General features: G+C 72.5%; 14 protein-coding genes. 12 read left to right on the forward strand and 2 right to left on the reverse strand.

Going from position 1 to position 11,795, the window contains the following annotated elements; genetic code table 11:
- Positions 1 to 5: 5 nt before the first annotated feature.
- The 9 genes from purU (at position 6) to KME80_RS11460 (ending at position 6,787) form a co-directional block, all read left to right on the forward strand.
- Entirely contained in the window at positions 6 to 857 is an 852-nt protein-coding gene (purU, locus tag KME80_RS11420) for a formyltetrahydrofolate deformylase (protein WP_219504014.1), read from the forward strand.
- 35 nt (positions 858 to 892) lie between these two features.
- The gene (locus KME80_RS11425) at positions 893 to 1,756 is read left to right on the forward strand and encodes an SDR family oxidoreductase (protein WP_219504016.1); all 864 of its coding nucleotides are present in this window, start codon (positions 893 to 895) and stop codon (positions 1,754 to 1,756) included.
- Positions 1,757 to 1,816: 60 nt separating this feature from the next.
- A complete protein-coding gene (locus KME80_RS11430; RefSeq protein WP_219504019.1) occupies positions 1,817 to 2,203 on the forward strand; it encodes a hypothetical protein in 387 nt (128 codons plus the stop codon).
- Positions 2,204 to 2,215: 12 nt separating this feature from the next.
- A complete protein-coding gene (locus tag KME80_RS11435) occupies positions 2,216 to 3,616 on the forward strand; it encodes a sensor histidine kinase (RefSeq protein WP_219504021.1) in 1,401 nt (466 codons plus the stop codon).
- Positions 3,613 to 4,275, forward strand: coding sequence for a response regulator transcription factor (locus KME80_RS11440; protein WP_219504024.1), 663 nt, complete (start codon positions 3,613 to 3,615; stop codon positions 4,273 to 4,275). Before KME80_RS11435 ends, KME80_RS11440 begins: the two co-directional genes overlap by 4 nt.
- Before the next feature lie 87 nt (positions 4,276 to 4,362).
- Positions 4,363 to 4,725: a hypothetical protein gene (locus KME80_RS11445; RefSeq protein WP_219504026.1), complete on the forward strand. Its 363-nt coding sequence runs from the start codon at positions 4,363 to 4,365 to the stop codon at positions 4,723 to 4,725.
- 1 nt (position 4,726) lies between these two features.
- Positions 4,727 to 5,287: a class F sortase gene (locus tag KME80_RS11450; protein WP_219504029.1), complete on the forward strand. Its 561-nt coding sequence runs from the start codon at positions 4,727 to 4,729 to the stop codon at positions 5,285 to 5,287.
- Between the two features lie 160 nt (positions 5,288 to 5,447).
- Positions 5,448 to 5,999, forward strand: a complete 552-nt coding sequence (locus tag KME80_RS11455) for a DUF4956 domain-containing protein (protein ID WP_219504108.1) — start codon at positions 5,448 to 5,450, stop codon at positions 5,997 to 5,999.
- Positions 5,996 to 6,787: a polyphosphate polymerase domain-containing protein gene (locus tag KME80_RS11460; RefSeq protein ID WP_219504111.1), complete on the forward strand. Its 792-nt coding sequence runs from the start codon at positions 5,996 to 5,998 to the stop codon at positions 6,785 to 6,787. Before KME80_RS11455 ends, KME80_RS11460 begins: the two co-directional genes overlap by 4 nt.
- A gap of 18 nt (positions 6,788 to 6,805) precedes the next feature.
- Here KME80_RS11460 and KME80_RS11465 read toward each other — a convergent pair whose 3' ends face one another.
- Positions 6,806 to 8,860 (reverse strand): prolyl oligopeptidase family serine peptidase, encoded by a 2,055-nt coding sequence (locus KME80_RS11465; protein ID WP_219504032.1) that lies wholly within the window; start codon positions 8,858 to 8,860, stop codon positions 6,806 to 6,808.
- A gap of 292 nt (positions 8,861 to 9,152) precedes the next feature.
- Between KME80_RS11465 and KME80_RS11470 the strand changes: the two genes are divergently transcribed.
- The 3 genes from KME80_RS11470 (at position 9,153) to KME80_RS11480 (ending at position 10,767) form a co-directional block, all read left to right on the forward strand.
- A complete protein-coding gene (locus KME80_RS11470) occupies positions 9,153 to 9,659 on the forward strand; it encodes an HNH endonuclease (protein ID WP_219504114.1) in 507 nt (168 codons plus the stop codon).
- 85 nt (positions 9,660 to 9,744) lie between these two features.
- Complete coding sequence (locus tag KME80_RS11475) at positions 9,745 to 10,548, forward strand: GNAT family N-acetyltransferase (protein ID WP_219504035.1); 804 nt, start codon at positions 9,745 to 9,747, stop codon at positions 10,546 to 10,548.
- A 9-nt stretch (positions 10,549 to 10,557) separates the two neighbouring features.
- Positions 10,558 to 10,767 (forward strand): FmdB family zinc ribbon protein, encoded by a 210-nt coding sequence (locus KME80_RS11480; protein WP_219504038.1) that lies wholly within the window; start codon positions 10,558 to 10,560, stop codon positions 10,765 to 10,767.
- Between the two features lie 9 nt (positions 10,768 to 10,776).
- On the opposite strand, the gene KME80_RS11485 is transcribed toward KME80_RS11480, so the two are convergent.
- Positions 10,777 to 11,652 carry a serine hydrolase gene (locus KME80_RS11485; RefSeq protein ID WP_219504040.1) on the reverse strand — a complete coding sequence of 292 codons (876 nt, stop codon included), beginning with the start codon at positions 11,650 to 11,652 and terminating at the stop codon, positions 10,777 to 10,779.
- Between the last annotated feature and the right edge of the window lie 143 nt (positions 11,653 to 11,795).

Raw genomic sequence — 11,795 nt, forward strand, 5'->3', positions numbered from 1 at the left:
CCACCATGAACGCTGCCGAATACGTCCTCACGCTGTCCTGCCCGGACCGCCCCGGGGTGGTGGCCGCCGTCGCCGGCCTTCTGGCGCGGCACGGCTGCAACATCACCGAGAGCCAGCAGTTCGGCGACCGGGAGCAGGCGCGCTTCTTCATGCGCGTGCAGTTCACCGCCACGCTGCCCGGCGACGAGGTGCGCGCCGCGTTCGCCGCGCTGGCGCCGGAGTTCGGCATGGAGATCCAGCTCCGCGACACGGCCACCAGGCCGCGCGTGCTCATCATGGTCAGCAAGTTCGACCACTGTCTCAACGACCTGCTCTACCGGGTGCGCTCCGGCAGCCTCGACGTCGAGATCGCCGCCGTCGTCTCCAACCACCCCGACCTGCGCCCGCTCACCCAGTCGCACGGCATCGACTACCACCACCTGCCCGTCACCCCCGACACCAAGCCCAGGCAGGAGGCCGAGGTGCTGGCGCTGGTCGAGCACTACCGGATCGACCTGGTCGTGCTGGCCCGCTACATGCAGGTGCTGTCGGAGGACCTGTGCGCCAAGCTCGCCGGGCGGGCGATCAACATCCACCACTCGTTCCTGCCGTCGTTCAAGGGCGCCAGGCCCTACCACCAGGCCCACGGGCGCGGCGTCAAGCTCATCGGCGCCACCGCCCACTACGTCACCTCCGACCTCGACGAGGGGCCGATCATCGAGCAGGAGGTGGCCAGGGTCAACCACAGCCACTCGCCCGAGGACCTGGCCGCCATCGGCCGCGACGTCGAGTGCACGGCCCTGGCCAGAGCCGTGAAATGGCACGCCGAGCAGCGGGTTCTTCTTGACGGACACAAGACCGTCGTCTTCCCCCGCTGACGTTAACCGGCCGCCGGAGGGGGCACGGCGACGGCATGCCAGAACAACCGAATTCCACGCCGCCGGCCCAGGACCAGCCCTACCCCGGACACACCGGGCAGATGGCGCCCGAGCCGCGCGACGAGATGCGCGGCTACACCGGCCGCGGCCTGCTCGACGGCAAGCGCGCGCTGGTGACCGGGGGCGACTCCGGCATCGGCCGGGCGGTCTGCGTCGCCTTCGCCAAGGAGGGCGCCGACGTGGCCATCGCCTACCTGAGCGAGCACGAGGACGCCAACCACACCAGGAAGCTCGTCGAGGAGGCCGGCCGGCGCTGCGTGCTGATCCCCGGCGACCTCGCCGACCGCGACAACTGCCTGCAAGCCGTCGAACGGGCCGTCTCCGAGCTCGGCGGCCTGGACATCGTCGTCAACAACGTCGCCTACCAGGCCCCGGTCGACTCGCTCGACGAGCTGACCGACGAGCAGTGGGAGCACACGTTCGCCGTCAACATCCACAGCTACTACCGGGTGACCAAGGCCGCCCTGCCGCACCTGCGCGAGGGCGCCGCCATCATCAACACCTCCTCCATCAACGGGCTGCGCGGCAACAAGACGCTCATCGACTACGCCGCCACGAAGGGAGCGATCAACGCCTTCACCTACTCGATGGCCCAGAACCTGGTCGAACGCGGCATCCGGGTCAACGCCGTGGCTCCCGGCCCGGTCTGGACCCCGCTCATCCCCGCCACGTTCCCGCCGGAGAAGGTCGACGAGTTCGGCAAGCAGGTGCCGATGAAACGGGCGGCCGACCCCGACGAGATCGCGCCCTCGTACGTCTTCTTCGCCGCCGAACGGCTCTCCTCGTACTACACCGGCGAGATCCTGGCGCCGATCGGAGGGGAGACGCTGCCCGGCTGATGAGAGTTTTCTCATCAGAGCCTCAGACTCGTCTCCTCGGAAGACGGCATGCTCGGTGCCATGAAACGTCGAGCACCCCTGGTCATGATCGTGGCCGGCGTGGTCCTGGCCGGGTTCATGGTGTACGGGTTCACGCTGGCCGCGGGCAGCGGGCCGGAGCTGGGCGGTCCCGTCGTCGTGTCACGCAGCGCCGGCTCGGAGGGCGCCGCCACCCCAGAGCGGACCGCGGCGCCGGAGCCGGCCCCGGAAACCACGCCGGAAAGCACGCCGGAGGCCACCCGGGAGGCCACCCCGGAGGCCACGCCGGAGGGGACCCCCGCCGGAACGCCCGAGCCGGCGGCCTCGCCGTCCAAGCGCAAGACCAAGGCCGAACCGGTCAGACCGCCGTCACCCAGACCAGGGGGCGACGACGATGACGATGACGACGGCGGCGATGACGACGACTGATCAGGCTCCGGCATGCGCGTGACCGCCAGGGGCCGGATCGTGGGCTGGATGCTCGCGGTCGTCGGCCTGGCCCTGTTCGTCTCCATCTTCGCCACCTGGACCATCCTGCTCAACCGGCTCGACGGCCGGATGGAGTCCGAGCTCAGCAACGAGGCCGAGAAGCTGCGCCGCTACGCCGTCACCGCGCTCGACCCGCAGACCGGGCGGCCGGTCGACGACGTGGCCAAGCTGATGTCCGGCTACCTCGCCTACAACCCGCCCGACCGGTGGGAGACGTTCTTCAGCATCGTCGACGGCGCCCCCGACAAGGTCAGCGGCGTCACCCCGCCCGCCCCGCTCGACAACGACGCCGCGCTCGTCGCCAAGCTGGCCACCGCGACGGAGCCGGTCGACGGCAGGTGGGAGAGCGCCGCGGGCGCCGTCTGGTACGCGGTCATCCCCGTCACCGTGGCCGGCGATCCGCGCCAGGGCCACTTCGTCATCGCGCTCTTCTACGACCAGCACCGCGACGACACCATGGACGCCATCCGGGTGCTGTCGCTGACCGCGCTGGGCGCGCTCGCGCTGGCCGGCACCGCCGGCTGGTTCGTCGCCGGCCGGGTGCTCGCCCCCGTCCGGCTGGTGCGCCAGACCGCCGAGCAGATCAGCGACTCCTCCGACCTGACCCGGCGGCTCGACGTGCCCGGCAACGACGACGTGGCCGCGCTCGCCGCGACCTTCAACCACATGCTCGACCGGCTGGAGCAGGCGTTCGCCGTGCAGCGCCACTTCGTCGACGACGCCGGGCACGAGCTGCGCACCCCGATCACCGTCATCCGCGGCCACCTGGAGCTCATGGGCGACGACCCGGCCGACCGGGCCGAGACGCTCGCCCTGGTCACCGACGAGCTCGACCGCATGAACCGCATGGTCGACGACCTGCTCACCCTCGCCAAGGCCGAACAGCCCGGCTTCCTCGACATCGACGAGGTCGAGCTGGCCGACCTCACCGTCAGCGTCGTCGCCAAGGCCCGCGCGCTCGGCGAGCGGCGCTGGCGCGTCGACGAGGTGGCCGAGGCCCGCATGCCCGCCGACCGGCAGCGGCTCACCCAGGCCCTGATGCAGCTCGTCGCCAACGCCGTCCGCCACACCGGCGACGGCGACCTCATCGCCGTCGGCTCGGCCGTGCGCGGCTCCTCGGTGGAGCTGTGGGTGCGCGACAGCGGGCCCGGCGTGCCGCCCGCCGACCGCGAGCGCATCTTCCGCCGGTTCATGCGCGGCTCCGGCCGCACCGGCGGGCACGACGGCGCCGGGCTCGGCCTGGCCATCGTCACCACCATCGCCGAGGCGCACGGAGGCACCGTCGAAGTGGTGGACGCCCCCGGCGGCGGGGCGTGTTTCGTCATGACCATTCCGCTCCGGGAGATGCTGTGAATCGCATTCTGATCGCCGAGGACGAGGCCAGGATCGCCTCCTTCCTGGAGAAGGGGCTGCGCGGCAACGGTTTCGTCACCGCCGTCGTCGAGGACGGCGTAGCGGCCTACGACGTCGCCAGCAGCGGCGCGTTCGACCTGCTCATCCTCGACATCGGGCTGCCGCTCAGCGACGGGTTCACCGTGCTGCGGCGGCTGCGCGAGGCCAAGGTCGCCATCCCCGTCATCATCCTGACCGCCCGCGACAGCGTCACCGACACCGTCGCCGGGCTGGAGGGCGGGGCCGACGACTACATCGCCAAGCCGTTCGCGTTCGAGGAGCTGCTGGCGCGGGTCCGGCTGCGGCTGCGCGCCGACCGGGCGCCCGAGGTGACCGTGTTGCGCGTCTCCGACCTGGCGCTCGACCTGCGGACCCGGCGGGCGTACGTGGGGGAGCGGTCGGTGGACCTGTCCACGCGCGAGTTCGCGCTCGCGGAGGTGTTCTGCCGCCACCCCGACCAGGTGCTGACGCGCGAGCAGCTGCTGAGCCACGTGTGGGGGTTCGACTTCGACCCCGGCTCGAACGTGGTCGACGTGTACGTGCGCTACCTGCGGCGCAAGATCGGCGCCGACCGGATCGAGACCGTCCGGGGCACCGGCTACCGGCTGCGGGCTTCGTGACAGGTCTCTCATGTGGTGCTCACGGTGGGCCAACCGGCGCGCCGGAAGGTGGAGACGTCCACAGGAACGGCTCCACAGGAGGCACCGATGGTACTGGCACTACGGCGGCTGATGCTCGCCATCGCGATCGTGTCCGGGCTGGGCATCGCGGGCATGTCGCTCGCCGCTCCCCACGCGCTCGCCACGAGCACCGCGTACGTCTCCGCCGACGACGGCGCTGACGACGACGGCGACGACGATGACGACGACCGGCCGCGCGGCGGGGTCGAGACCGGGCAGGGAGGCACGGCGGCCGTCGAGGGCGACGCCACCTGGTCGATCGACCAGCAGCCCGTGTCCGCGCAGAGCGCCGACGGCTCCGACGTCATGACCGTCGTGCTGGCCCTGGGCGGCATCAGCCTCCTGCTGGGCGGCGCGTACCTGGCGTCCCGGAAGCTGGGCGGGAGCTGAGGTGGCGGCGCGAGGGACGCGGGCCGCACTCGCCGCGGGCGTCATCGCCGTGACGGCCGCCGCCTCGCCGGCCGGTGCGGCGGGCACGACACTCCCACAGGCCGGTCCGGTGGTCGCCGTGGCGGACGCGGCGAACCCGGTCCGGTTACGCATCCCGGCCATCGGCGTCACCACCCCGGTCGTCCCGCTGCGCCTCGACGCCAAGGGCCGGCTGATGGCGCCCGAGCGGTTCGACCGGGCGGGCTGGCACCGGGCCGGGCCCGAGCCGGGGGAGAAGGGCGTGGCCGTGATCGCCGGCCACGTCGACTCCCGCACCGGCCCCGCCGTCTTCTACCGGCTGCGCGAGCTCAGGCGGGGCGCGCGTGTGCACGTCGACCGGGCCGACGGCACCACGGTGACGTTCACGGTCACCGGCCAGGCCCGCTACCCGAAGAACCGCATCCCCGACGCGAAGGTGTACGGACCGGGCAAGGGCGCCGAGCTCCGCCTGATCACCTGCGGCGGCGCGTTCGACCGCGAGCGCCGCAGCTACCGCGACAACGTGATCGTCTTCGCGTCCTAGACATCCGCCGTGCCGCCGGGGCAGCCCCCCGGCGGCACGCGCATGAGAACACCCTCACCATCGCCTCACTGACGCTTCACCGCCGCTCGCCAGGCTGTTCACCGACAGCTCAGAAAGACGGAGGCACACCTTGCGGGCGACCACGATTCTCGGGTTCGCGATGGACCTGGCGGCGATCATCACGCTCGCCTACGGCCTGTACTTCCGCCGGCATCACCGGCGCGACCTGCTGTTCGCCTACGTGGCGCTGAACGTCGGCATCTTCGCCGTGGTGTCCCTGCTGCTCGTGCAGCGGGTGGACCTGGCGGTCGGGTTCGGCCTGTTCGGCGTGCTGGCGATCATCCGGCTCCGCTCGGACGAGATCACCCAGGAGGAGATCGCCTACTACTTCGTGGCGATCGCGCTCGGCCTGGTGAACGCCATCGCCGCGACCTGGCCGCTGACCGCGCTCTTCCTGGACGTGGTGCTGCTGACCGTCATGTACGTGGCCGACCACCCCAGGCTGCTGGGCCGCACCCGCCACCAGGTGGTGACGCTGGACGTCGTGCACTCCGACCCGGCCCTGCTCCGCGCCGACCTGGAGAGCCGGCTCGGCGCCCAGGTGCTGCAGTGCTCCGTCACCCAGGTGGACTACGTGAGGGACGTGTCCGTGGTCGACGTGCGCTACCAGGTGCCGCAGCCGCGCGAGACGAAGGCGGGGGCGTGGCGATGACGGACGCGGGGATCGTGCTCGCCGGGGTGGCCGCGGGGCTGCCGCCGGTCACGCTGGAGGAGGTCCTGGCGACCTCCCGGCTGATGTCCCGGGTGGACCGCAAGTATCTGGTGAGCGCCGCCACGATGGCCCGGCTCGCGGCCGAGCTCGGCGACCGGTTCGCGGTGCTGCGGATCGGCGGGCGGCGCCAGTTCCGCTACACCTCGACCTACTTCGACACCCCCGACCTGCTCACCTACCGCCAGCACCGGCAGGACCGCCGTCTCCGCTACAAGATCCGTACGCGCACGTACCTGGACGGCGGCGGCCGGTGGCTGGAGGTCAAGCTCAAGGGCGCCTCGGGCAGCACCGACAAGCACCGCATCCCGTACGACTCGGGCCCGTCCGACGCGCTCACCCAGGAGGCGCTCGACTACGTCGCCGACACGCTGGCGGGCGGGCTGCGGCTGGCCAGGCCGGAGTCGCTCGGGCCGGTGCTGTCCACCGACTACCGCCGGGTGACGCTGGTCGACCGCTCCGGCTCGGCCCGGCTCACCTGCGACACCGGCCTGGTCTGCGGCGACGGGCGGCGCGCCCTGGCCACCCGCCACGACCGGGTGCTGCTGGAGTCGAAGTCGGCGGGCGGCGACGCGGCGGCCGACCGCATCCTGCGCCGCCTGGGCGTGCGGCCGGTCAGCGTCAGCAAGTACTGCCTGGGCGTGGCGGCGCTGCACGGCGTCACCGCCAACCCGTGGCACCCGGTGCTGCGCCACTACTTCCCCAGGCAGCCCGCCCGTCAGGGACGGTAGCGGGCCTGGGCGTCCCGGCTAGAGGCGCAGGTGCTTGGCCAGGAACGTGAGCGTGTCGGCCGACAGGTCGACGCTGCGGCTGATCGAGCGGGCGCCGTGACCCACCTCGGTCTCGTTGCGCAGCAGGATCGGCCGGTCACCCGTGGACGCGTGCTGCAACGCCGCGCACATCTTCCACGCGTGAAGGGGATGCACACGCGTGTCGGACTGGAAGACCGTGAACAGCGTCGCCGGATAGTTCACCGACTCCACGACGTGATGGTAGGGCGAGTAGGCCAGCAGCCAGCGGAACTGCTCGGGGTCCTCGGCGGACCCGTACTCCACGTTCCACGTCGCGCCGAGGCCGAAGCGCTCGTACCGCACCATGTCGAGCAGCGGCGCCGAGCAGACGGCCGCCGCGTACAGCTCAGGACGCTGCGTCAGCGCGGCCCCCACCAGCAGGCCGCCGTTGGAGCCGCCCGAGATGCCGAGCCGGTCGGCCGTGGTCACCCCGGTCGCGATCAGGTGCTCGGCCGCCGCGTGGAAGTCGTCGAACACGTTCTGCTTGTTGCCGAGCATGCCCGCCCGGTGCCAGTCCTCGCCCTCCTCGCCGCCGCCGCGCAACTGGGCGATGGCGTAGACGCCGCCCGCCTCCACCCAGGCCAGGATCGAAGCCGAGTAACCAGGCGTCATCGACAGCCCGAAGCCGCCGTAGCCGTACAGGATGGTCGGGCGCGGACCCGAGCCGGACACCGGCGAGATCACCAGCATGCGCACGTCGGTGCCGTCCTGCGACCGGTAGACCACCTGCTCGGTGCGGACCGGCGGCACCTCGACCGCGCCCGGCGAGGCCGCCCACAGCGTCGTCTCGCCCGTGCGGGCGTCGTAGCGCTGGATCGACGGCGGCGTGGTGTTGTCGGTGTAGCCGAACCACGCCTCGTGGCCGCCCTCCGGCCGCTCGGCCAGGCCGCCGATCGTGCCCAGGCCCGGCGTCGGCACCTCGCCCAGCCGCTCGCCCGTCTCCAGGTCGTGCACGGCGATCTCGCTGATCGCGTGGCGCGTCCAGCTCACCAGCATGACCGGGCGCTCCAGGTCGTCGAGGATCGCGAAGTCCGCCAGCACCGCCTCCGGGTCCTGCGGGATCAGGTCACGCCAGCCCTCGAACCCCGGCTCGGCCGGGTCGGCGACGCACACCCGGGCACGCGGCGCGTCACGGTCGGTGTGCACGTACAGCCGGCCGTCGCGGCCGAACACCAGCCCCGTCTGCGCGTCGACGCCCTCCTGGACCACGCGCAGCTCCGGCCGCTCCGGCGGCGAGAGCGTCAGGTCGGCCACCCACAGGTCGTTGCGCGGGGCCGTGCCCTCGCTGGCCGACACCTGCAGCCAGCGGCCGTCACGCGACACCGAGACGCCGTAGTAGTTGGTCATCTTCATGCCGTCGCCGAAGATCAGCACGTCGTCCTCGGTGGACGTGCCCACCCGGTGCAGGTAGACGCGCCGGTGGAACTGCCGCTCGTTCTCCGGCACCTCCGTGGCGGGCAGCCGGCGCACGTAGTAGTAGGCCTCGCCGCCCGGCAGCCACGCCACCGGCGAATAGCGGCACCGGTCGATCGGCCCCTCGACGCGCTCGCCCGTCGCCACGTCCAGCACGTACAGGACCGACTCCTCGGTGCCGCCCACCGAGATCTGGTAGGCCAGCAGGCGGCCCTCCTTGTCGGGCTGCACCGTGTCGAGCGTCGTCAGCCCCGTCGGGTCCAGCGCCATCGGGTCGACCAGCGCCCGCTCCGCGCCGTCGCCGTCGGCCACGTAGTAGACGGCGTGCTCCTGGTCCGGCGTGCGGCGGCTGAAGAAACGGCGCTCGCCCCGCCACGCCGGCGTGCCCACCGACCCCGAGCGCAGCAGCTCCCCGATGCGCTCCTTGAACCGCTGCGGCTCCGCCTCCCGCTTGAACAGCTCAGCCTGCGCGAGCAGCCATCTCTCCGTCTCCGGGCTGTCCGGATCCTCCAGCCAGCGGTACGGGTCGGGCACCGGCGTGCCGTGGACCAGATCGACGGTCTCCTCGCGGGGGGCGGCTGGATAGGGCTCTCGCGTCATGCTCGAACCCTACGGCAACGGCGAACGCTCCGGGGATGGCGTAAAGCCCAGGTGATGCGGGCATAAAACGTACCGTGCGTCCCTCTGGTCATTCCGGCTGGAGGTTAAGGGGTGGCGGGGACCACGCGGGAAACGCCAGACTGCTGACAGGACGGTGCCGTGGTGTCCATCCGCTGGACCGTCCGGCGGAGGTCCACGTGACGGTAACGTCCAAGCCCCAGGAGGGGCGAATAGCCGGGACATGCCACGGCATGTCTCCTCTGGTTCGCGCGCAGCGGGGAGAGGCCCGATGATGCGCCAGGTTCTGCTGCTGAACGCCACCTACGAGCCCCTGACCACGCTCTCGCTGCACCGCGCCATCGTGCTCGTGCTGCGGGAGAAAGCCGACGTCGTGCACCGCGACGGCCGCGGCGCCGTGCTGCGCTCCGCGACCTGCACGCTCGACGTGCCCTCGGTGATCAGGCTCAGACGATACGTCCGCATCCCCTACCGGTCCCGGATCCCGCTGACCAGGGCCGCCCTCATGCGGCGCGACGACTACCGCTGCGCCTACTGCGGGCAGCGGGCCGAGACCATCGACCACGTCATCCCCAGGTCCAGGGGAGGACCCCACTCGTGGGAGAACTGCGTCGCCTCGTGCTCGCAGTGCAACCACCGCAAGGCCGACAAGTTCCTGGAGGAGCTGGGGTGGACGCTCCGCGTCGCCCCGGCGGTGCCACGGGGCGCCCACTGGAGGCTCATCGGCGCCTCGCTCGTCGGCGACCCCCAATGGGCGCCCTACCTGGAAGCGGCGGCATGAGCCCCCTGCGTGCCCTCGCCCCGCCCTGACGGCCTGCACTGACGGCGCACTGACGCCTTGCCCTGCTCCCTGGCACCATGCACGCATGTGGACCATCACGACCGACGTCGAGGCCTACGCCCGCGAGGCCGAGCCGTTCCTGCTGACCGACCCGGTCGGCAACACGGTGCTCCTCACCGTGCTCGCCGACCTGAGGCAGGGCATGCCCGCCGACGGCGCCCGCTTCGGCTGGTGGACCGACGGCGGGCAGGTGCGGGGTGCGGCCTTCCGCACCCCGCCCCGGCCTGTCTGCCTCGGCCTCATGCCCGCCGAAGCCGTCCCCCCGCTGGTCGAGGCGCTCGGCGGCGACATCCCCGAAGTCGTCGGCCCCCTCGAACTCACCCAGGCCGTCGCCCGTGCCCTCGGCCGCACCGGCGACGTGCTCGCCGAACGCCTCTACCGGCTCGGCGCCCTCACCACCCCCGGCGTGCCCGGCGCCGGCCGCCTCGCCACCGGCGCCGACCTGCCCGTCCTCATCGCCTGGACCCAGGCGTTCTTCGCCGAGGTGCGGCTCAACGCCGGCGAGGACCTCGTCACCCACACCGCCCGGCGGCTCGCCGCCCGCGAACTGTTCCTCTGGGAGGACGACGGCGCCCCCGTCTCGCTCGCCGCGCTCTCACCCGCCGCCGGCGGCGTCTGCCGCATCGGCCCCGTCTACACCCCGCCGTCCCGGCGCAGACGAGGGTACGGCGCCGCCGTCACCGCCTTCGCCAGCCGCACCGGCCTCGCCGAACGCTGCGACCAGGTCGTCCTGTTCACCGACCTGGCCAACCCCACCAGCAACGCGATCTACCGCTCGATCGGCTTCCAACCCGTCTCCGACTACGCCCAGGTGACCTTCCAGGCTTAACCTGGTGGCATGCCGCGATACGACTACCGCTGCCGCGCCTGCGGCTCCACGTTCGAGCTGTCCCGCCCCATGTCGGCCGCCGACGACCCGGCCACCTGCCCCGACGGCCACGCCGACACGGTCAAGCTGCTGTCCACCGTCGCCATGACCGGCTCCGCCGCCACCCCCCGCCCCACCGGCGGAGGCGGCGGCTGCTGCGGAGGCGGCTGCTGCGGGTAGCCCCCACGGTCACAGCGCCGACGCCGTGACCGCCCCCACGGCCAGCTCGGCGACATGCTCCACCGTCGCCACCCCCGTCTCCATCGTGGGGCTGCGCTCCGACAGCACGGCCACCAGCACCTCGTGCCCGTGCACCACGAGCCGCCCCACGCTGTTGACCGTCCACAGGCCGTCGTGCGCGTCGGCGGGCAGCCAGCCGTTCTTCAACGCCACCCGCTTGCCCGCCGCGCTCACCCCCCACGCCTGCGACGGCTCCACCGACGACATCAGCCCCAGCGCGTACCGCCGGTTCGCCGCCGACACCGGCCCCACCGGATCGGTCAGCCGCTCCAGCACCCGCACCTGATCCGACGCCCGGCTCAACGTCGCCCCCCAGTACAGGCCCGCCCCCGGCGTCGTGTGCCGCACTCCCTGCGCGTGCAGCATCCGGGCCAGGCCCCGCCGCCCGCCGATCGTCAGATACAGCTCGTGCGCGCAGTCGTTGTCGCTGTAGCGGATCATGCGCGAGGCCAGCGTCCGCTCGTACGCGTCGAGCCCGCGACGCTCACGCTGCCGCCGCAGCAGCAACGCCAGCAGAATGTCCACCTTCGCCACGCTGGCCAGCATGAACGGCTCCCGGTCCCGGAACGCGTACCGCACGTTCGCCGTCCGGTCGAACACCGCCACCGCCACCCGGCCCGGCCGGCCCGCCACGTACCGGCCCAGCGCCCGATCCAGCCGCTCCCGCTCCCGCGCCGGCAACGCCCCCTCGGCCACCACCACCCGGGGGACCTGCTGGGCCACCACCCCCTGCGCGACGGGACGCGGCGCCCCGGCCCGCCCCTCGGCGCAACCGGACACGACGACCAGCAGGACGCCTATCAGCGAGATCCCCCGAGCGCGCATGCACGCGAGCCTGCCACCCCCGATGCCAACCCCCGGGGTCCCCAACGGTCAAGCCACCCCCACGTTTCCCCCCACCGGCCCCCTTCCCGGCGGGCCCCCACCCCCCTCCCGATCCGGCCCTCACCCCGCGAGAGCCTGTCCCC

Origin of the sequence: Nonomuraea ceibae (genome assembly GCF_019396325.1) — a bacterium.
In the GTDB taxonomy this organism is placed as follows: Bacteria; Actinomycetota; Actinomycetes; order Streptosporangiales; family Streptosporangiaceae; genus Nonomuraea; species Nonomuraea ceibae.